Source organism: Flavobacterium plurextorum (assembly GCF_002217395.1).
In the GTDB taxonomy this organism is placed as follows: Bacteria; Bacteroidota; Bacteroidia; order Flavobacteriales; family Flavobacteriaceae; genus Flavobacterium; species Flavobacterium plurextorum.
On record NZ_MUHD01000005.1, the window covers coordinates 117,636 to 137,753 of the forward strand.

The 20,118-nt window shown below is 32.7% G+C and carries 21 protein-coding genes; 2 read left to right on the forward strand and 19 right to left on the reverse strand.

Translation table 11 applies throughout. The features are described 5' to 3' along the window. Positions 1-66: 66 nt before the first annotated feature. The 16 genes from hepC (B0A81_RS03565) to B0A81_RS03640 form a co-directional block, all read right to left on the reverse strand. Positions 67-2,043 (reverse strand): heparin-sulfate lyase HepC, encoded by a 1,977-nt coding sequence (hepC, locus tag B0A81_RS03565; RefSeq protein ID WP_089056739.1) that lies wholly within the window; start codon positions 2,041-2,043, stop codon positions 67-69. Positions 2,044-2,196: 153 nt separating this feature from the next. Continuing rightward, positions 2,197-4,179 carry a heparin-sulfate lyase HepC gene (gene hepC, locus B0A81_RS03570; RefSeq protein WP_089056740.1) on the reverse strand — a complete coding sequence of 661 codons (1,983 nt, stop codon included), beginning with the start codon at positions 4,177-4,179 and terminating at the stop codon, positions 2,197-2,199. A 15-nt stretch (positions 4,180-4,194) separates the two neighbouring features. Beyond that, a complete protein-coding gene (locus tag B0A81_RS03575) occupies positions 4,195-5,409 on the reverse strand; it encodes a glycoside hydrolase family 88 protein (RefSeq protein WP_089056741.1) in 1,215 nt (404 codons plus the stop codon). A gap of 230 nt (positions 5,410-5,639) precedes the next feature. After that, positions 5,640-6,239 (reverse strand): hypothetical protein, encoded by a 600-nt coding sequence (locus B0A81_RS03580; RefSeq protein WP_089056742.1) that lies wholly within the window; start codon positions 6,237-6,239, stop codon positions 5,640-5,642. 160 nt (positions 6,240-6,399) lie between these two features. Then, complete coding sequence (locus tag B0A81_RS03585) at positions 6,400-6,777, reverse strand: DoxX family protein (RefSeq protein ID WP_089056743.1); 378 nt, start codon at positions 6,775-6,777, stop codon at positions 6,400-6,402. A 6-nt stretch (positions 6,778-6,783) separates the two neighbouring features. Continuing rightward, complete coding sequence (locus tag B0A81_RS03590; RefSeq protein WP_089056744.1) at positions 6,784-7,254, reverse strand: SRPBCC family protein; 471 nt, start codon at positions 7,252-7,254, stop codon at positions 6,784-6,786. Positions 7,255-7,257: 3 nt separating this feature from the next. After that, a complete protein-coding gene (locus B0A81_RS03595) occupies positions 7,258-7,584 on the reverse strand; it encodes an ArsR/SmtB family transcription factor (RefSeq protein ID WP_089056745.1) in 327 nt (108 codons plus the stop codon). A gap of 166 nt (positions 7,585-7,750) precedes the next feature. Further along, a complete protein-coding gene (locus B0A81_RS03600; protein WP_089056746.1) occupies positions 7,751-8,119 on the reverse strand; it encodes a hypothetical protein in 369 nt (122 codons plus the stop codon). Positions 8,120-8,306: 187 nt separating this feature from the next. After that, complete coding sequence (locus B0A81_RS03605) at positions 8,307-9,239, reverse strand: transglutaminase-like domain-containing protein (protein WP_089056747.1); 933 nt, start codon at positions 9,237-9,239, stop codon at positions 8,307-8,309. A gap of 18 nt (positions 9,240-9,257) precedes the next feature. Further along, entirely contained in the window at positions 9,258-10,109 is an 852-nt protein-coding gene (locus B0A81_RS03610; RefSeq protein WP_089056748.1) for a substrate-binding domain-containing protein, read from the reverse strand. Positions 10,110-10,160: 51 nt separating this feature from the next. Then, a complete protein-coding gene (locus B0A81_RS03615) occupies positions 10,161-10,634 on the reverse strand; it encodes a DUF4265 domain-containing protein (RefSeq protein WP_089056749.1) in 474 nt (157 codons plus the stop codon). Between the two features lie 83 nt (positions 10,635-10,717). After that, complete coding sequence (locus B0A81_RS03620) at positions 10,718-11,110, reverse strand: VOC family protein (RefSeq protein WP_089056750.1); 393 nt, start codon at positions 11,108-11,110, stop codon at positions 10,718-10,720. A gap of 3 nt (positions 11,111-11,113) precedes the next feature. Beyond that, on the reverse strand, positions 11,114-11,554 hold the full coding sequence (locus B0A81_RS03625; RefSeq protein ID WP_089056751.1) for a DinB family protein: 441 nt from the start codon (positions 11,552-11,554) through the stop codon (positions 11,114-11,116). Positions 11,555-11,589: 35 nt separating this feature from the next. Next, positions 11,590-12,459, reverse strand: coding sequence for a nucleoside phosphorylase (locus B0A81_RS03630; protein WP_089056752.1), 870 nt, complete (start codon positions 12,457-12,459; stop codon positions 11,590-11,592). 105 nt (positions 12,460-12,564) lie between these two features. Next, entirely contained in the window at positions 12,565-12,897 is a 333-nt protein-coding gene (locus tag B0A81_RS03635; RefSeq protein ID WP_089056753.1) for a translation initiation factor, read from the reverse strand. A gap of 105 nt (positions 12,898-13,002) precedes the next feature. Continuing rightward, positions 13,003-13,953 (reverse strand): isopenicillin N synthase family dioxygenase, encoded by a 951-nt coding sequence (locus B0A81_RS03640; RefSeq protein ID WP_089055504.1) that lies wholly within the window; start codon positions 13,951-13,953, stop codon positions 13,003-13,005. Between the two features lie 169 nt (positions 13,954-14,122). Between B0A81_RS03640 and B0A81_RS03645 the strand changes: the two genes are divergently transcribed. Further along, positions 14,123-16,099: an alpha-ketoacid dehydrogenase subunit alpha/beta gene (locus B0A81_RS03645; protein WP_089056754.1), complete on the forward strand. Its 1,977-nt coding sequence runs from the start codon at positions 14,123-14,125 to the stop codon at positions 16,097-16,099. 67 nt (positions 16,100-16,166) lie between these two features. Then, entirely contained in the window at positions 16,167-17,909 is a 1,743-nt protein-coding gene (locus B0A81_RS03650; protein WP_089056755.1) for a DUF885 domain-containing protein, read from the forward strand. Positions 17,910-17,982: 73 nt separating this feature from the next. On the opposite strand, the gene B0A81_RS03655 is transcribed toward B0A81_RS03650, so the two are convergent. From B0A81_RS03655 to B0A81_RS03665, 3 genes are all read right to left on the reverse strand, one after another. Further along, complete coding sequence (locus B0A81_RS03655; protein ID WP_089056756.1) at positions 17,983-18,954, reverse strand: quinone oxidoreductase family protein; 972 nt, start codon at positions 18,952-18,954, stop codon at positions 17,983-17,985. Between the two features lie 78 nt (positions 18,955-19,032). Then, positions 19,033-19,608, reverse strand: a complete 576-nt coding sequence (locus tag B0A81_RS03660) for a Crp/Fnr family transcriptional regulator (protein WP_089056757.1) — start codon at positions 19,606-19,608, stop codon at positions 19,033-19,035. 25 nt (positions 19,609-19,633) lie between these two features. Continuing rightward, positions 19,634-20,113 carry a hypothetical protein gene (locus tag B0A81_RS03665; protein WP_089056758.1) on the reverse strand — a complete coding sequence of 160 codons (480 nt, stop codon included), beginning with the start codon at positions 20,111-20,113 and terminating at the stop codon, positions 19,634-19,636. Positions 20,114-20,118: the final 5 nt, after the last annotated feature.

Below are 20,118 nucleotides of genomic sequence, written 5' to 3' on the forward strand. Positions count from 1 at the left end.
AAAAAAAAGACGTCCTGTTGAGACGTCTTTGAAATAGAATATTTAAAATATTTTCTTTTACTGTTTTTAGAAGGATGTTTTAATATCGCTTTTCTTGCCGTCAATACTAATTGTAAGGCTCACAATTCCTTTTTCCAGATTATGATCGGCATTTGGTTTAATACTGATTTCAGGAGCTTTAGAACCATTATAAGGATATACGATGCTTATAAAATCTTGTGTTTTGTTATCGATTTTATTTTTTTCGAATACAAAAGCAGGTCTTGGAGTTTCTTTGCCGTATGCATAAGATACTTTTCCATCTTCTTCACTAAGAGTTATTTTATCTGAATTTAAAGATTGTATCAACAAGTTGTTGCCGTCTTCGTAAGTAGTATACACCTTATTATTCGTTTTGTCGAAAAATGGTTTACTGTCTTCTTTCAATTGAAAATGAACACCTAATTTTCCAACTGCATTTCCGACAGCTTTATCTATGATCAAGAAATATTTTTTATTAATAAAAAGCACACTTCTCTGATGGTTTAAATCTTTATAACTTGGATTTGTGTAGGTTAAAATATCTAAATTTTGTCCAGTCTGCCATTTTTCTTCTTTCGCTTTAGTAATTACCATATTTTGGTTGTCTAAAGTCAATGTATTGTGCACTTTGGTTTGACGGTACCAATTTCTCATTTTGGTAACTTCAGCATCACCGCTGTAAATATAACAGCCTGTATCCGGCATGAAATTACGTCCGTTATTCCAAAGTTCAAAAGTTCCGTTGTCAGGTTGTGCGTGAAATTCTCCAGGAGGACTGGCTTTTAAAATCATTACAGTTGACTGCTCGTTCCAGCCGTTTCTAAAAGTATAAAAACCACCATTTGATAATGCGTTTGACAAGTTAGACGGCAGTTTTCCTGATGCGCCATCTGTTGCAAAATATTTAATTTCTTCATTCTCAGGAAACGCTTTTGACCATACAACAAATTGTTTTAATCTTGCGTTTTTCTCAACCAGCCATGCATCGCCAAACATTGGAATGTTATAGTTAGGGAAAGTGATGTTTATAAGTGCAAGTATCATTTTTTCGATTGTTTTCGAATAGGAAGCAGGAAATTCTTTTTCAACTCCTGCCATTTTAGCCGAATTGTATGCTTTTAAGAAAATATCGATTGTAGCAACATGGTAAGTAGGAGATAATTCCCACTGAACACCATCAGCCAAGACTTGTAATTTTATTTCTCGGTTTAGAATTTCAATACCGCTTTTTCGCCACTCAGAAGCTTCTTTTAGTTCAGGAAAAAAAGCACCCGCGCCTAAAATTCTCTGTGCTTCAAACAATAAATGGTTTCCATCTTTTGTGTAATGTGCTGGAATATATGAAGCTTGTTTAGCATAGCAATTCAAAAACTCCATTAAAAAAGCAGGAGTGAAATTGGGAGAGGATACAAACAAATTAAAAGTTCCAGGAAGACTTTGTACACGATCAGAAACTTCTAACGGACGCCATGCATATCGATCATTGTCTTTAGAAAGTCCTAACGGATTTTTTTTCTCCCAATCACGAAATTGAGCAATCCATTCTTTAGCATACTTTTCATCACCAGTACTTCTATACACAATACCCATTGGCTGCCACCAATTTACGCGGTGAAGCTGCCAGCGCATTTCGTTGTCTTTTATAGGCCAATAATTCCAGTCTATATCTGCGCCATAATCAAAATAGCTGTAACCTTTTATAGGTTGAAATTTATGCTGCAAAGCGTTATCAGCTTTTTCTTGATTTGCTTTTCCAACATCTTTTCCTTTAAATCTATCTTCATCACCCACATTGAAATCAGGATGTTTTATGTTTTTTCGATTGCGATAGTAGCTTAGCAACTCTTTTGCAGCCTCATTGTATTGTGCTGCGTCAAAGAGTTTTTTTGCTTTTTCTAAACCTGGATAGTTTAAATTGACAACGTCAAAATTTTCTTTTTTAATTAGAGTTTCTTGAGCATTGACAAAGGATGTTGTCAACGAAAGAAACAATATGCTTATAATGTTTTTTAGGTTTTTCATTCAGATTTTTAATTTAATTAGTTGCATAGATTGTGGTTATTTAATAAAATTAAAAGCTGTTTGATTTCAGTTTTTCTGAATTCCAAAGATAGCTTCGTAAAGTTTTTGTTGTATCACTGAGGCAATAAAAGTTGTCCTGAGTTTTTTAATCTTTTAAGGATTAAGGTTTTGTTGAATTTGGTTTATTTTTCCATTTATGGTTAAGGTTAGATCAATTTTACCATTTGGCAGATCATGTCCTTTATTCTCGATGATTTTTATTTCTGGTGGTTTGTTGCCATTGTATGGATAAAGTATGGAGATAAAGCCTTGCGTAAGCTCATTGTTTTTAGGTTTTTTAAATACAAAAGCAGGTCGATTTGTCTCTTTTTGATATTGGTAGGAAACAAAACTGGATTCTTCTTTTAGAGTAACTTTATCTTTATTAAGAAGTTGAATAACAAGATTGTTTCCATCGCTATAATTTGTAACGATGCTGTTGTTTAAGCTATTTATGCTCGCTTTACTATCTTCTTTTAAATTGTAATGAATTGCTAAATCGCCTTTTGCGGTTCCAATTGCTCTGTCGATAATGATGAAAAAAGTTTTATCTACGAACAAAAAGTTTCTTTCATGATTTAAATTCTTATAACTTGGATTGAGGTACGAAAGTAGTTGAAGATTTCCATCTGGCTGCCACTTAATTAGTTTTGCATCATTTTGGATATTTTGATCATCAAGAGTTAAGGTTTGATGTGCTTTAGTAGAACGATACCAATCTCTTTTACTATTTTCCTGATTACCAACATTCGCATAAACAAAACTGCCAGCGTCAGGAGTAAAGTCACGACCTTTTACCCAAAGAACAAAATTTCCGTTATCAGGTTGAGAATGAAACCCGGCGGGAGGTCCAGCTTTAATTTGCATTACGGTCGATGTTGTGTCCCAGCCGTTTCTAAAGGCATAAAAACCCGCATTGGGCAGACTGCTGGAAAGATACTCAGGTTTCAAACCTGATTTTCCGTCTGCAGCGTAATATTCAATTGTTTTATTTTGAGGAAAAACCTTTGTCCATACTTGATAATTTTTAAGCATGGCACTTTTAGTTGTTAAGAAAGAGTTGCCATATAATGGAAATGTATAATCAGGAAATGAATATTTACCAACTGCCAGTATCATTTTATCGACTAGATTATGATAACTTTCTGGAAACTCTTTTTCTACACCATTTAGTTGTGCAATTTGCAAGGCATCTAGAAAGATCTTAATTGTGCCAATATGATAGGATGGTGATAACTCAAACTGAACTCCATCAGGTAAAACTTGTTTTTTGATTTCGTCGTTTAAAACTGTGATACCGCTCTTACGCCATGTTTCGGCATGATTCATTTCTGGAAAAGAGCTTCCTGCATACATCATATGGAGTGCTTCGTATAAGCGATGATTTCCAATATCAGTATAATTATTCATTACATAATCAGCTTGTTCCTTATAAGAGTTTAAAAATTCCATTAAAAAAGCTGGAGTAAAATGCGGCGAATTAATAAACATATTAAAATATGAAGACCAGTGATTAAGCCTAAAAGAAACGACAAAGGCTTTCCAGGCATATTGTTTATCATCAGGATAAGCACCTTGTTTGTTTTTTTGGATCCAATCGCGTACTTCAAATACCCATTCTTTTGCATATGTTTCATTACCAGTACTATTGTAAACAATTCCTAACGGCTCCCAAAAAGCAGTACGATGCAAAAAGGTAGTCAGTAATTGATCTTGAACAGGACGATACTGCCAGTTGATGTCTTTTCCGTAATCGTAAGCAGGATAGCCTTTGTGCGGTTTAAATTTGTGCAATAAAATATCATTCGCTAGTTCCAAGGTATTGTCGCTTACTTTTTTACCAGCATATTTTTGTCTGTCTGTACTGTTAAAATCTAAATTTTTAACATCAGTACGACCGCGATAATATTTTAAAAGCTGTTCACTGGCATCTTCGTACTTTTTTGCAGTAACCAATGCTTTTACTTTTTCAAGTCCCTTATAATCAAGATTAATAAGGTCGAAACTCGTTTTATTTATTTTGGTTTCCTGTGCTAAAATGTTTTGTGCAGAAAACAGAATAAATGCAAAAATGAATAGGTATTTGTTAGTCTTCATCTTTAATTTATGGAGTTACGATTTCTCTGTAAAAGTTATTTTTTTAATTTCAGCATATTTTTTTAATGCCTCTAAATAATAATAATCTGCATAATCCAGTGGTGTATCAATTTCTGAATTGTATAAAAATGCTCCAACACTATGTTTCAATAAAAAGAAATTATTTTCACCTGGTTTAGCTAAATAAGCTTCAGAAGACAATGATTTTAAAATTGCTTCAGCATAATCTTCATATTTTTTTCCGTCCTTAACCTGAGTGCTTAAGTCTAATAATCCGCATGCAATTACTGCTGCAGCCGATGCATCTCTTGGAGCTAGTTCATCAGTATCCATTGCATTATGAACATCAAAATCCCAAACAGGAACCTTGTCTTTTGGCATACGAGGATGATTCATTATAAAAGAAGCAATGTTTTCTGCCTGCTGTAAAAATTTCTGATTTTTAGTATTTGCATAACACATTGCATAACCATAAAGTCCCCAAGCTTGTCCGCGTGCCCAAGCCGAATCGTCTGTTACTCCTTGGTGTGTTGCTTTGCGTAGTACTTTACCCGTTTTTGGATCGTAATCTACCAAGTGATAAGAACTATAATCTTTTCTAAAATGGTTTTTAATTGTTGTTAAAGCGTGTAAATTGGCAGCGTTTGCATATTCTGGCTTATTAAATTGATTAGCGCCCCAATACAAATATTCAAGATTCATCATATTGTCGATAATAACAGGGTAGTGCCACCAATCAAAATCCCAAGAACGAATGGCTCCAACTGTTGGACTAAAACGAGCGTATAAATTTTGGGCACCATCTGCAAGTGCAGGAAGATAAGTTTTATCACCAGTAATTCTGTAGGCATTTCCGTAAGAACAATAAAGCATAAAGCCTAAATCGTGCGTGTTTTTTATATGTCGGATAGAATCTAGTGCAAGTGTGAACTTTTGTGCTTCTTGAGCTAGTTTTTTATCTCCGGTTAATTCATATCCGTACCAAAGACTTCCGGGAAAGAATCCAGTTGTCCAATCGGTCAAACCAGCAAGTCTAACAGTTCCATCGGGATTTGTCGAACGAGGGTTTTTTCCGGGTTTATACGTTTCAGCAGCTTTGCTTAACTGATAATGTATTACTTCAGATGTTTTTTTTAACCAAGCGAGTGAGGGATCATTTTGGTTGGTTTGCGCAAACGAACTGAAGGTAATTACAAAGGCAGTAAAAAATAGGTTAAAGGTTTTTTTCATAGTTTAATCGTTTTTAGATCTATATCCATTTTGATTGGATATTTACAAAAGCGAAGTTAAACTTGAGGTGCAAATTCGTCTTTCAGTTTTTGTTATAATTGTTTCGAATTTGTCTAAACACTGCTGTTTTACTGACAATTTTAAGCAATTCTACTGAAAATCGTATAAAAACAAAAAACGGTCTGAAAAGACCGTTTTTGATTTAAAATAGAATTAAGAAATTTCTATTTTTATTCTTTCACTATTACAATTGTTGCTTTGTAACCCGTACCAACATTCCATTGACTCGCTTCAATCACAACACCTTTATCATCATAAACTTGAAACTCTGCTGTATTTGGCGAAGCAGATCCTTCATTTAATGCTTCAAAGTCAATTTTATTAACTCCGTTTACCAAATTAATTTTAAAACCTTTAAACTCTCCGTCTAAACTTACTTCTGGCTCAACAACTTTATCGTTTAAATATACTTTTATTTTATCACCGTCTACAAAAGCAGCGTCGCGATAACGAATTGTAGAAGTAAAAGATGTTGTTTTAAAACTTCCTAAAAATTGATTTCGTCTATAAAAAATACCATCAACATTTGACTCTTTTTTATACAGATTTGTATCTTTAAAAAGCTCCTCTGGATTAACTTTTAATGGATCTGGTTTTTCGGCAACAACCGGCGGTTCTGCTTTTGGAGTATTTTCTTTAGGAGGAGGAATCACTTCTTTAACTTCTGAATTCTTTTTAGGAATCGGTTTAAATTTGGCGTTGAGTTCATCCTGCGAATATCCTTGTAAGCAAACACTAAACATAATAACTAAAAAAACTATTTTTTTCATATCTCTGAACTATTTATTATAGATTAAACACTATTGAGGTGTATTTATAAAAACAATTAATTGAAATATTTATTGTATTTACAGAATAAATTAATGTTCTCAAAAGGATAATTAATTTGATGCCGTTTAAGTTCAAAGTTTTTATGTTTCTTCTCTATTTTTAGATCGTACTGGTTTTTCTTTCGGCAGGTCTAAAATACCAAGAAACAATAGTTAAAGCGATCAACAATATTGGACCAAAATAGTCTTTGGCAGAATCTCCTATAGCAAAATGCGAAAAAACAGCTCCTGTCATTGCAAAAAAGAAACCAGCATATGCCCATTCTTTCAATAAAGAGAATTTAGGGATTAAAATCGCTATAACTCCTAAAAGTTTCCATACTCCTAAAAGAGTTAAAAAGTATAAAGGATAACCTAAGCGCGTTATCATTTCTGCTTCATCTTTCATTTTTAATAATTGCACAATTCCTGTCGCAGTCATTCCTAATGCCAGCCAAAGCGTAGCAATCCAGTAGATAATTTTATTTCTTTTGCTCATAATATTTTAGTTTAATGTTTTACTTAAAATTTCTTGTAATCGATTATGTGCCATGTTAATACCTTGGGCAAACGGCATTTTCAATGTTTGATCTCTAAGTTCAATTGATCTATAAATAATTTGAATCGTAAGCCTGCTGGTTTCATCGGTGATTTTTTCAAATTCTAAAAATTCCAATTGAGGAGAGAAGCTCGTGTTTTCCATTTCAAAAGTTCGTGTTATTTTTTGATTAGGAATATATTCATGTATAACTCCGTTTGCTTTAAAAACCACATTTCCATTAGGATCTGAAGTTTCAAACTGCCAGCCGCCATGTTTTTTGTTTTCTAGTTTCAGTACTTTTGTTCCCATCCATTGTTCTACAATTTCGGCTTCCGTATATCCTTTGAAAAGTAACTCCAAGGGAAGATCAAAATCTCTAGTAATCACTAATTGCTGTTGTCCATTTACGGCACTAACTTTAGTTTTTGGTTCCATGTATTAATCGTTTTTGGGTTTATAGTTCTTCATTATACTTTCTAATTTATTAAACCTGTCATCCCACATTTTGCGAAAAGGTTCAATAAAACTGTCGATTTCCTTAATTTTTTCTGGATTTAAATGATAGTGAATTTCTCTTCCTGTTTGTGTTTGGTGCAGTAACTCACATTCACTCAATATTTGTATGTGTTTTGAAATAGTCTGTCTAGACGATTTAAAATTCTCGGCTATGGCTCCGGGAGTCATTGCTTGTATAGCAACTAAACTTAAAATTGCTCGGCGGGTAGGATCAGCGATCGCTTGAAAAACATCTCTTCTAATTTCCATTATGCAGTTATTTGACTGCAAATATAATGCAGTTATTTGACTGCGCAATATTTTTTTTAAGTTTTTTTCAAAAAAAAACTCCTAAATAAATAATTTAGGAGTTTTCAATGTCTTTATTTTTTTTGAATTATGATTCTGATTTTAAAAATGTTACACTAAACTTAAGTTAGATTTTCTTAAGAGTAAGCTTCATTTCTTTTGTATCTAAAACCAGTTCATCTGTTGTAATCGTGCTTTCACAAGGGTATGGAGTACCAACTTCATCTTTTATCACTAAACTTTTTCCACCTTTTGTCAATGCATAAGTACCATTTGTAATCTCTCTAGTTAAAAAGCCAGTTACGTGCCCATCTTCTGTAAAAGTTAGGGTTCCGTCGCTTAGAATAACTGCTTTTAAAGAATCTGAAAGTGGCATTTTAGCTTCTACAGCAGTAATTTTCCAAGAATTTACAAGTTTATTTCTACCCTTAGCGCATGAAATAATTAATACTGCAGCCAATGCAATTCCGAAGATAAATAATTTAGATTTTTTCATGATTTTGTGATTAAAAATTAGACAGGAAAAGTTACAAAAAAAAGTATTACTCCTAACATTTTATTAACACAAAATGAATTAATGTATCTGATTTATAATATTTTATTGAAATTGTTATTGCTTTCTTAGGTTTTATTTATTTTTAGAAAAGGCTTAGTAAGACGCTGTTTTCTTTCCATTATAAAAGTTAATTAAGAGTCAAAGCTCCTAAAATTTCCTCGTACATAAATGGTCCTCCAGGATATTTGGCAGTATAATCAAGATTCATCCACACCTGACCACGTTCATCAATATGATAGTGAATTTTCTTTTTATAGCTTTCCTTTGGAAAAAGCACATTTTTGATTAGATAATTGACTTTTTCCAAATCGATTAAAGAACCAATCAGTATTTCAGGATATATGTGTCCTTTTGTATGAATTAATCGCGGAGTGCCGCCAATAGAACGAATTGCGGCTGCCATTAAAATAGAGTGATCGTCGCAGTCTCCAGAAAAATATTCTAATGACTCGCTGGCAGTTGCAATATAATCGCCCTCTTTTGGATCATTTACATAATTCCAGCGGCTGTTGATTTCTTTAAATACTGCAAAACATTGAATTATAGTTCTATAATCAGAATATCCTTTTATTCCTTTAAAATGTTTAGTAGTCGCCATTATAGCAAAATTCCTAACTTTTGGATTTTGATATTCGATCGCGTTTATAATTTTTGATTTGTTTGGAAACGGCAGCAGTTTTGCAACAATAATATCCTGAGGAAAAGGATTGTCTGACATAGTGTAAATCATCGAATTATAATCCTCAGAGATTTCGCTGAATCCATAATTTCCTATCACAGTTCCGTAAAACAGTATCAGCAGGTAAAGCGCAACACATAATATTATTATGGTTCGAAGGAGCATTAGAGAGAAAAAAACGGCAGAGAAAACTACAATAAAAATTAATACACGATCTAAGTTAAAAGCCCAGTTTAAATCGATTAGATTTTGATGCAGTATGATAAAAATAGGTATCGTTATCAAAAGACTCAACAGCATAATAATCACCCTATCCCAAGGTGATTTCACCTGTAATTTGGATTTTAATTGCGGAAAGTCAATTTTAGGAAAATTTATCATAAGAATCGAAAGCAGTTTTTACAGCGCTTTTACCGTTTCAACAAAAGTACTTTTTTTATCAATAATTCCGAGATCAAATAATTGATTTTGGATTTTGATAAAAGCTTTCTCATTTAAATGTTTTTGAGACCATTGTGTTAATTTCAGCCATTCTTGAATGTCTTCTGCTTTTTGATTGAATAATTCAGCCAATGTTTTATCAATACTCGGAATTTGAGCAAAATCAACAGTAGTTTTGTTTATAATTTCTAGGACTTTTTCAACAACTTTTGGATTTTTCTTCAAAAATTCGTCGCGAACTGTTATTACAAAAGACGGCCATGGAGTAGGACAGTCGCCAATGCGTCTAAAAATACCTTTATCTACAAGAGGTTTGGTCATAAAACGTTCCCACATAAAATAATCTGCAGTTCCGTTTGTCAAAGCTTCAACAGCACCATCAATTGTATTTATGATTTCAAATTGCAAATCATCACTCTTCCAGCCTTGCTCGTTTGCATTAACGTAAGCCATCAATTGAGAACCTGATCCAATTCTAGAAATTGCGGCTTTTTTATTTTTTAAATCTGCGATATTCTTAAAATCAGATTTTGCAGCCACGTGAATTCCCCAGATTAATGGCGATTGCACATAAATTTGAACAATTTTACTAGGGTTTCCTGCAACAATATCTTTTACAATTCCTTCAGTCAAGATAACCGCCATATCAGTTTCTCCGTCGCGCAGCATTTGGCACATTTTACCAGTTCCTTCTGGAATGTCCTTCCATTGCAAATCAATATTTTCTGCTTCAAATTCGCCGTTTTCAATGCATAAATGCCATGGCAGATTGAAGTGTTCCGGAACACCTGCAATTTTTACCGTTTTCATTGTAGTTAAGTTTAAGTTTAAGTTAAGTTTGGTATGCGTATTTAAGTTTGTTTAGTTTTTTAATAAATCAGCACGATGTTTTTCAGAAAGACATGGCTCTGCAAATTCAAAAACAGAAAGCGTTTCATATTCATTTAAAACACTTCGCACAATCGAATAATCTGTTTCTCTTGCAATTTCGACAGCTAGAAAAGTATCGTTTAAACTTTCAGACAAACAATTAATTGCTTTCAGTTTTTCGATTATAATTTCCTTGTCAAAATCTTTTTCTAAAATTAAAATCTGAACTATCGAATTTCCAGAACTTTCAATCGTTTTTTGATAGACCAAACGTTCTTCTTTTTCATCTAATTCAGCATAAAATAAATCGTCTGTTGCAATTAATGCTCCAAAAAAAGGAATATTATCTAATTTAAAAAGTCCCTTTTCTAAGTCTACAATTTCAGCCCACATAGTTTCTGAAACGGTTTCTTCTAGATAATCGCTATAGTATTTGAATAGGATTTTTTTATGTGTTTCTGCCATTATTTATTTTGTAATATTTTTTTGCGCAATCTCTTTTCATTATCTAATTCTCAAATTGACTAATTATCTAATTCTATAATTGCTTAATTAATTTCACTTATTATTGCTTTCAATGGAGATATAACAATTCTATAACCATCAGGATCCTGAAACATTTTTCCGTTTTCATTCCAAAAAGGATTTACGGCAGTTATAGTTGAAATATTATGATGCTCAAGCTTATCTATTAATTCGTTGTAATCTAAAATTGTTTTTGGATATAGGATAATAACATCATCTTCATCAAAAGAATGATTGGCTTTTACTTTAGATTGCGTAAATTCAAAATGCCAGTCTAAACCTGTTTTTCCAATAAAAACGCCGTCATAATCTTTATGATTCTGAAAATCACCTAATCGCTCAAAACCAAGAATATTGATATAAAAATTTTCAATTATTTCTAAGTTATCCGTGTGTCTTGCAACTCTTAAAAACATAACTTAAGATTTTATTTGATTAATATGATGCTCTAAATGTTCAACATAATCGGTCATTAGAAATTTTAAATCAATTTCTGAATGATCGCTTAAGATAATTTTATATGCTAAGGCTTTCTCATTGACAGTTTTCATGATTCTAAGAATTTGTTTGTTGATTGATAACCACAACTGTGTTAATTCCTGAATATCCATTGTTTGATATTGATTTAAATTTACTAAATCAATTTGATTGTATGGTCTGTGGTGATAAGGTTTTTCTAGATAATTAATTTCTGTAAAACGAACCAAATTATGAATTCCTGAATCTGTCAAATGTCCGAGGATTTCCTTTTTTGACCATTTTCCTGGATTTCTAGCTTCTAGAATTTCATCCTCTATTGTTGGAAAAAAAAGGAAATTTTCGTTTAGTAATTTTTCAAATTTAAGAATTGCATCATTCATAAATGATCTAATTTTCTAATTAACAAATTATCTAATTATTTCCCCGCCAATTTATTCAATGTATAAGTAATAAGCTCATCAACTGCTCTATAAGGATCCTCGCTGAATGTTCCTGATGCACGGTTGGCAATAATGGCATTTAAAGATAAAGCATTATGACCTAAAAGTGCCGAAAGTCCATAAATCGCAGCTGTTTCCATTTCTAAATTTGTGATTCTTTCATCCTCAAATTTAAAATTATCCATTTTACTGTTTAATTCCTCATCCTGAATATTTAAACGTAAAACTCTGCCTTGCGGACCATAAAAACCTCCCGCAGTTGCAGTAATTCCTTTAAAAATTTTATCAGATTCTATAAGTTGTTCCAGTTTTTCTGAACACGGAATTACATAAGGTCTTCCTTTACGGCTGTCCCAATTGGTATGTTTGATAAAAGCATCTTCAAGAGCTGCATTTGAAACTTCGTCGATTAAATAGGAGCGAAGCATATTATCTAAACCAAGTCCAAATTTCGACATTACAAAACTATCCACAGGAATATCTTCTTGTAAAGAACCTGAAGTTCCAATTCTTATAATATTTAATGAAGTTAGGTTTTCTTTTGGTTCGCGAGTTTTAAAATCGATGTTTACCAAAGCATCCAGTTCATTTACAACAATGTCAATATTATCAGGACCAATTCCAGTTGAGATTACAGAAATTCTTTTGCCTTTATAAATTCCAGTTTGAGTTTTAAATTCTCTTTTTTGAGTCGAGAATTCAATTGAATCAAAAAACTGAGTGATTTTTTCAACTCTATTTTGGTCACCAACAAAAATTATATCATTGGCAATATGTTCAGGACGAAGGTTTAAGTGATAAACACTTCCGTCTGGATTAAGTATTAATTCTGATGATTGTATCATTTTTTTTAGGTTCTAAGGGTTTGTCTGAGGTTCAAAGGTTTTTTGTAGAGACGCACGGCTGTGCATCTTGCTGAAATTCTAATTTTAAAAATTGAGATTTTCTATTTATCCGCCAACGCGTTTCGTTTTAAATCCTTTTTCTTTTAAAATAGCCATAATTTTATCTCGGTAATCACCTTGAATAATTATAGAATCATCTTTAAAAGTACCGCCAACGCTTAATTTTGTTTTTATTTCTTTGGCTAATAGTTTAAAATCTTCATCACTTCCTTCGTAACCTTCGATTATGGTAGTTGCTTTTCCTTTTCGTTTTTCAAACTTGCAGATCATTGGTTCTTTTTGAATGTAAAGAACATGATCTTGCTCTTGAACCTCTTCTGGTTCGTTTGACTCGATATGATCGGGAAACAAATTTTTTAATTGATCTTTAAAATCCATATGTTTTCTTCTTCTAACAAAATAAGCTCCAATTTAAAAATTAAATTCCAAATTCCAATGAAAGTTTGGAATTTGGAATTTTTAAAATTGAAACTTAAATAAGTTTTATTTTTTGATTAAACCTAGATCTACCAAACGTTCGTATAAATAATCACCAGCGGTAATATCATCAAACTTCTTTGGGTTTTCTTCATCAATACAATTTTCTAAACAATCTAAACGCATATCACTTACAGGATGCATAAAGAACGGTACAGAAAAACGTGAAGTTCCCCATAATTCTCTAGGAGGATTCACCACTTGGTGAATGGTTGATTTAAGTTTGTTATTAGTATGTCTAGACAACATATCTCCAACATTGATAACCAATTCGTCATCAGCTGCAATAGCATCAATCCAGTCGCCATTATGGTTTTGAACTTGAAGTCCTTTACCTTGAGCACCCATTAATAATGTAATCAAATTAATATCACCGTGAGCCGCTGCACGAATTGCATTTTCTGGCTCAGAAGTGATTGGCGGATAGTGAATTGGTCTTAAAATAGAGTTTCCATCTTTTGCATATTGATCAAAATAAAATTCATCTAAACCAAGGTGCAAAGCCAAAGCTCTTAATACATATACACCAGTTTTTTCAAGCATCTGGTAAGTTTCTTTTCCTACAGCATTAAAACGAGGTAATTCAGTAACTTCTACATTTTCAGGATATTCTGATGCGTATTTTGAGTTTTCATCAACGTATTGGCCAAAATGCCAAAACTCTTTTAAATCTCCCTCTTTGCGGCCTTTAGCATGTTCTTTTCCAAAAGAAACATAACCTCTTTGTCCGCCGATTCCAGGAATTTCATAATTATGCTTAGTTTCTACTGGCAAGGCGAAAAATTTTCTAATTTCACCATAAAGTTCGTCTACCAATTGGTCGTCAAGAAAATGACCTTTTAGGGCTACGAAGCCAATGTTTTCAAATGCACTGCCGATTTCATTTACAAATTTTTGTTTACGTTTCGGGTCGTCCGAAAGGAAATCACGTAAGTCTACACTAGGAATGTTTTGCATACTTTACATTTTTATTTAAGAAAAAAAAGGCTTTAAAAGCCTTTATATAACAAAGGTAGAGAATATTTTAGAATTGAATTTTAAAAGTTATAATAAAATTAAAATTTTATAACATAAATAAGTAAAATTGTTATATTTTTTTATATTTGATATATAAAAACCAAGAACTATGATCTTTTATAGAGAAAACCTTACAGATGAGCAGTTGCTAGACCTATACAAAAAACTGCTTAAGCCGCGTTTAATCGAAGAAAAAATGCTCATTCTAATTCGGCAGGGTAAAGTATCTAAATGGTTTTCAGGAATTGGTCAGGAAGCAATTTCTGTTGGTGTTACTTCTGTTTTAGACGAATCTGAATACGTTTTGCCAATGCATCGAAATCTCGGAGTTTTTACTACTCGAAATATTCCTTTGCACCGATTATTTTCACAATGGCAGGGAAAAGCAAATGGCTTTACAAAAGGCCGTGACAGAAGTTTTCATTTTGGAACTCAGGAATATAATATTATCGGAATGATCTCGCATTTGGGACCTCAGTTAGGAATTGCTGACGGAATTGCGTTGGCGAATAAACTTCAAGATAATAAAAAAGTTACGGCTGTTTTTACTGGCGAAGGCGGTACAAGCGAAGGCGATTTTCATGAAGCATTGAATATTGCTGCGGTTTGGAAACTTCCAGTAATGTTTGTTATCGAAAATAATGGCTACGGATTGTCTACACCAACGAAAGAGCAATATTCTTGCGAGAATTTAGCCGATAAAGGAATTGGTTATGGTATTGAAAGTTATATTATTGACGGAAATAATATTTTGGAGGTTTATAATAAACTGTCAAAATTAAAAGAAGACATGCAAAACGATCCGCATCCTGTTTTGCTCGAGTTTAAAACTTTTAGAATGCGCGGTCACGAAGAAGCAAGCGGTACCAAATATGTTCCAAAGGAATTAATAGAGGAATGGGAAACTAGAGATCCAGTCGTTAATTATAGAAATTATTTAACAGAAATTGGAGTTCTTACTACTGAACTTGACGAAGAGTTTCACAATGAAATAAAGCAGGAAATTGACGAGAATCTTGCCATCGCCAATGCTGAACCTGAAATAATACCTACTTACAGCGGTGAATTAGAAGATGTTTATAAGCCATATCAATACGAAGAAGTTATTTCGACATCCGAAAACAAGAATATTCGTTTTATAGATGCTATTCGTAATAGTTTGGAGCAGTCGATGCAGCGTCATAAAAACCTTGTCATGATGGGGCAAGATATTGCCGAATATGGTGGTGCTTTTAAAATTACTGATGGATTTGTTGAGTTTTTTGGAAAAGATCGTGTTAGAAATACTCCAATTTGCGAAAGCGCCGTTGTTTCGACAGCCATGGGATTGTCTATAAACAATTATAAAGCAATTGTCGAAATGCAGTTTGCTGATTTTGTTTCAACGGGATTTAATCCAATAGTCAATTTACTGGCAAAATCACATTATCGCTGGGGCGAAAAAGCCGATGTTGTGGTTCGTATGCCTTGCGGAGGCGGTACTCAGGCGGGACCATTTCATTCGCAGACAAATGAAGCTTGGTTTACCAAAACTCCAGGTTTAAAAGTTGTTTATCCCGCTTTTCCTTATGATGCAAAGGGATTATTAAACACAGCGATTAACGATCCAAATCCAGTTTTGTTTTTTGAACATAAACAATTATACAGAAGCGTTTACCAAGATGTTCCAACAGATTATTACACTATTCCGTTTGGAAAAGCGGCTTTGTTAAAAGAAGGAACTTCGATTACTATCATTGCTTTTGGAGCTTCGGTGCATTGGGCGCTGGAAACTTTAGCGAAATATCCTGAAATCAAAGCTGATTTAATTGATTTAAGAACGCTGCAGCCTTTAGATACGGAAACAATATTCAAATCGGTTAAAAAAACTGGAAGAGCAGTAATTTGTCAAGAAGATACCATGTTTGGAGGTATTGCGAGTGATATTTCGGCTTTGATTATGGAAGAATGTTTTGAGTATTTAGACGCTCCAGTAAAAAGAGCGGCAAGTCTCGATTCACCAATTCCGTTTACAAAAGCTTTAGAAGATCAATTTCTACCTAAAAATCGTTTCGAAGAAGTTTTATTAGAATTATTGAAATATTGATTGTAAAAATCACATAGTTTTGCATAATGAACATTTTTTTTATCTTTAAACCATAAAAAAATAACTTATGAAAAAACTATTTGTTTCGGTTTTCGCGATTACGCTGCTTTTTTCCTGTAACAAAAGTACTAAGTCTAACGAAGATAAAGCCTTAGATGTAAAATTTGACAAGTATAAAGATGGTTTTGTGACCTCTTTATGGAAAATTAGTCCACATTGGGCTTCTAGTGTTGGTTATCATAAACTAGATAGTGTTTTGGTTATTCCTGATGATAATCAAAGAAAAATAGTACTTGATTTTGTCAACGCGCAATTGGACTCTTTAAGCAAATTTGATATTGATAAACTATCGGACAATAACAAAACCGATTTTCATTTGATTAAAAATGAGCTCGAAAGCAATATTTTCAGTATTAAAGAATTAAAAGCAGGCGAGTGGGATCCTTCCGGTTATAATGTTTGCGGCTCTTTTGCCGAAATTTTAAATGGCACTTATGAAACTCCTGAAATTCGTTTACGTGCTTTTAATGCAAAAATGAACGCAATTCCTGCTTATTATGAAGCTGCAAAAAAGAAGATCAAAAATCCAACTGTTGAACACACTGAACTTGCAATAGCGCAAAACTTAGGTGGATCTTCTGTTTTTGATGCCGATTTAAAAGTTGCTTTAGAAAAAAGTAAATTAAGCGCTGCCGAGAAAAAAGAAATGCTTGATAAAGCCCAAGTTTCAATAAAAGCAATCAAAGATTATGCTGCTTGGTTAAAAGCTTTACCAAATAAAACTCCGCGATCTTTTAGACTTGGTTCTGCACTATATGCTAAAAAGTTCAATTTTGAAATTCAATCTAGTTATACAGCTGATGAGATTTATAAAATTGCAATTGACCATAAAAAAGATTTACACGAAAAAATGTTCGTTCTGGCTGATAAACTTTGGGCAAAATACAAAGGAAATGAACCAAAACCGACAGATAAATTAGATTTAATCAAACAGGTTATTGATAAAATATCTTTACAGCATACGACTCCAGAAAAGTTCCAATCTGAAATTGAGAAACAAATCCCAGAATTAACGGCTTATGTAAAAGCTAAGGATTTGTTATATATCGATCCATCAAAACCACTTGTGGTTCGTAAAGAACCAGCTTATATGGCTGGAGTGGCAGGAGCGTCAATTTCGGCTCCGGGACCTTATGATAAAAATGCAAATACGTATTATAATGTAGGAAGTATGAGTGGTTGGACTCCTGAAAATGCAGAAAGTTATTTGCGAGAATACAACGATTATATTCTTCAAATTTTAAATATTCACGAAGCAATTCCAGGACATTACACACAATTGGTTTACAGCAATCAATCACCAAGTATCATTAAATCTATTTTAGGAAATGGCGCTATGGTAGAAGGATGGGCAGTTTATGCTGAGAAAATGATGTTGGAAAGTGGTTATAAAAATTCTGATGAAATGTGGTTGATGTATTATAAATGGAATTTAAGAACTACCTGTAATACGATTCTAGATATTAGTGTTCATACTAAAAAAATGACTAAAGAAGCGGGAATCAGTTTATTGACTAAAGAAGCTTTTCAGCAGCAAGCTGAAGCAGATGGGAAATGGAAACGTGTAACTTTATCTCAAGTACAGTTATGTTCTTATTTTACAGGTTATACTGAAATTTATAATTTAAGAGAAGAACTTAAAAAGAAAGAAGGAGATAAATTTAATTTGAAAAAATTCCACGAGAAATTTTTAAGTTTTGGAAGTGCCCCAGTTAAATACATAAGAGAGTTAATGCTCTCTGAAGAATAATTGTCTTAAAAAGGTAGTTTTAAAACAGGTTTGGTAAGATTAAGAATCTCGTCAAACCTGTTTTTTTTTAATGCTAAATTATAACAACCAATCGTTTTCCATCAGGAACTTCTGTGTTCCATTTTTGTTCGATATCAATCAGATTTACTTTTTCAATATTTACTTTTAGTTTGTTTTGAGCCGCAAGTAGAAACATTTCGGGAAGAATTTCTGAAAACAATAGTTTAACTTCCTCTTTTGTCCAGCTTCCTAATCCTGAACCTGACAATTGTAAGTCAGCGCTTCGTAAAATTTGTGCTGATAATTGAATTGTATCTCCTGACATTGAGCCAATAGAAACATATCGTGTTTTATTTGTAAAATTTCCATTTCCTTTTAGAGTAGAAAGAATAAGTTCTGCCGAATGTCCCCACAAATAATCCAAAATAATATCGATTGGAGTGTTTTGATGAATTTTTTTAAGCTGAGAAATAAAACTTTCGTCATCTTGTTTTAAAGAAATAATTTCATCTGCACCAAGTTCTAAAAGACTTTGAAGTGTTTTTTCATTTCGCCCCGTAACAATTATTTTCTTTGCCCCGTAATATTTAGCAATTTGAACAGCCATTTGACCTGTAAAACCAGTAGCGCCATTTATTAAAACTGTTTCTTCAGGTTTTATTCCGGCTCTAAATCGTAAAGCCATTGCAGAACCTGCAACGGCATTTGGCATTGCTGCCGCAGTTGCACTGTCAAGTTCGTTTGGGATTATAACCATTCTGTTTTTTTCGACTATTGCTTTTTCGGCAATTGTGCCAGAAATTCCGCGGACATAAACTCTAGTTCCGTTTTCAAGTAAACCAATTCCGTCACTGCCAATTACAAATCCGTTTTGAATTTCATTTTCAGACGAATAATGTTTTCCGCTGGCAATTCCTTTGTCTAAGTTTGTAATTGCGACAGCTTCAATCGAAACTAAAACTTCGTTTTCATTGCTTGCAATTGGTGTTGCAAAATCTGCATATTTTGGCAATTCGCCTTTTTTATAAATTACTGCTGCTTTCATAAGGTTTAAATTTTATGAAGCAAAAGTAGAAAGGCGTTAATCGGCTGACGATAACATTTGTTATCAAATACAATTGAATTATTTTTTGTGTGCCAGTTTGCTTTTTATTCGGCTTAAGTGAACTGTACTTACACCAAGATATGAGGCAATATAATGCTGTGGAACACGCTGAACGATTTGAGGTTTTTCTTCGATTAAATTAAGATAACGTTCAGCAGGAGATTCTTTTATAAAAGAGAAAAAGTGTTTCATATAATCAAATGTTCTCTGAAAAAGCACATCGATTAATTGGTCTCGAAGTGCAGGGATTTCTTTAATTTCTTCTAAGATTTGGTCAACATCTTTTTTGTGAATCCACCATAAAATAGAAGGTTCAATTGTTTCTACAACAACAGGACTTGGAAACTTTTTAATGAAACTTTCGATAGAAGCAACACTTTGGTTTTCAAAAAAGAATTGAGAAGTTAAGTCTTTTCCGTTATTATTAAACCAAACTCTAACACATCCTTTTTGAATAATAAATAACTTTTTCGAAATTTCGCCTTCTTCCAAAAGAACCGTTTTCGCAGGTACTTCAATGCGATTGAAATGATTGATGTATTCATTCCATTTTTCGTCAGTTAGAGGAAATTTATTTCGGAATTGGTTAAACATGGGTTTTCTTTGTAAACAATAGTAATTATACTGAATTAGAATTATATCCAGTTTTAGTAGATAGAATATGGATTATTATAGGATTTATAAATTCTTCGTGTTCCATATTGAGATTTAATGATATTTTTTGAGTTGTACTCCAAAATTTTCCTTTCATATCAGCTAGTTTAATTTTGTCCAAAAAGTAAGAATGTTTTAAATTAAATGAAAAGTACTTTTCACTTATTCTTTTAATGGTTCTATTTTGATCAAAGGATAGGGAAGTTTTTGTAATTTCAGTTATATCTTTTGTTATGTTTTTATTCTGAAACAAAATTTCAAACTTCGCTGAACTAAATGGTGTTTCATAACTTTGAAGTTCTAAAATGAGTTCATCAGTTGGATCAAAAATTTTGATTAAATTTTTTCGAAGCCAATTAAATTTGATAGTAGAATAAAACAATAGTTCTTCATTTCTATATACAAATAGACTTTGTTTTTTATTCTCAACTATTTCTATTACCATTTAAA

Excerpts from the sequence above, each read along its gene's own strand:
- hepC (WP_089056739.1), bottom strand. The coding sequence starts at position 2,043 with ATGAAAAACCTAAAAAACATTATAAGCATATTGTTTCTTTCGTTGACA.
- hepC (WP_089056740.1), bottom strand. The coding sequence starts at position 4,179 with ATGAAGACTAACAAATACCTATTCATTTTTGCATTTATTCTGTTTTCT.
- B0A81_RS03575 (WP_089056741.1), bottom strand. The coding sequence starts at position 5,409 with ATGAAAAAAACCTTTAACCTATTTTTTACTGCCTTTGTAATTACCTTC.
- B0A81_RS03580 (WP_089056742.1), bottom strand. The coding sequence starts at position 6,239 with ATGAAAAAAATAGTTTTTTTAGTTATTATGTTTAGTGTTTGCTTACAA.
- B0A81_RS03585 (WP_089056743.1), bottom strand. The coding sequence starts at position 6,777 with ATGAGCAAAAGAAATAAAATTATCTACTGGATTGCTACGCTTTGGCTG.
- B0A81_RS03590 (WP_089056744.1), bottom strand. The coding sequence starts at position 7,254 with ATGGAACCAAAAACTAAAGTTAGTGCCGTAAATGGACAACAGCAATTA.
- B0A81_RS03595 (WP_089056745.1), bottom strand. The coding sequence starts at position 7,584 with ATGGAAATTAGAAGAGATGTTTTTCAAGCGATCGCTGATCCTACCCGC.
- B0A81_RS03600 (WP_089056746.1), bottom strand. The coding sequence starts at position 8,119 with ATGAAAAAATCTAAATTATTTATCTTCGGAATTGCATTGGCTGCAGTA.
- B0A81_RS03605 (WP_089056747.1), bottom strand. The coding sequence starts at position 9,239 with ATGATAAATTTTCCTAAAATTGACTTTCCGCAATTAAAATCCAAATTA.
- B0A81_RS03610 (WP_089056748.1), bottom strand. The coding sequence starts at position 10,109 with ATGAAAACGGTAAAAATTGCAGGTGTTCCGGAACACTTCAATCTGCCA.
- B0A81_RS03615 (WP_089056749.1), bottom strand. The coding sequence starts at position 10,634 with ATGGCAGAAACACATAAAAAAATCCTATTCAAATACTATAGCGATTAT.
- B0A81_RS03620 (WP_089056750.1), bottom strand. The coding sequence starts at position 11,110 with ATGTTTTTAAGAGTTGCAAGACACACGGATAACTTAGAAATAATTGAA.
- B0A81_RS03625 (WP_089056751.1), bottom strand. The coding sequence starts at position 11,554 with ATGAATGATGCAATTCTTAAATTTGAAAAATTACTAAACGAAAATTTC.
- B0A81_RS03630 (WP_089056752.1), bottom strand. The coding sequence starts at position 12,459 with ATGATACAATCATCAGAATTAATACTTAATCCAGACGGAAGTGTTTAT.
- B0A81_RS03635 (WP_089056753.1), bottom strand. The coding sequence starts at position 12,897 with ATGGATTTTAAAGATCAATTAAAAAATTTGTTTCCCGATCATATCGAG.
- B0A81_RS03640 (WP_089055504.1), bottom strand. The coding sequence starts at position 13,953 with ATGCAAAACATTCCTAGTGTAGACTTACGTGATTTCCTTTCGGACGAC.
- B0A81_RS03645 (WP_089056754.1), top strand. The coding sequence starts at position 14,123 with ATGATCTTTTATAGAGAAAACCTTACAGATGAGCAGTTGCTAGACCTA.
- B0A81_RS03650 (WP_089056755.1), top strand. The coding sequence starts at position 16,167 with ATGAAAAAACTATTTGTTTCGGTTTTCGCGATTACGCTGCTTTTTTCC.
- B0A81_RS03655 (WP_089056756.1), bottom strand. The coding sequence starts at position 18,954 with ATGAAAGCAGCAGTAATTTATAAAAAAGGCGAATTGCCAAAATATGCA.
- B0A81_RS03660 (WP_089056757.1), bottom strand. The coding sequence starts at position 19,608 with ATGTTTAACCAATTCCGAAATAAATTTCCTCTAACTGACGAAAAATGG.
- B0A81_RS03665 (WP_089056758.1), bottom strand. The coding sequence starts at position 20,113 with ATGGTAATAGAAATAGTTGAGAATAAAAAACAAAGTCTATTTGTATAT.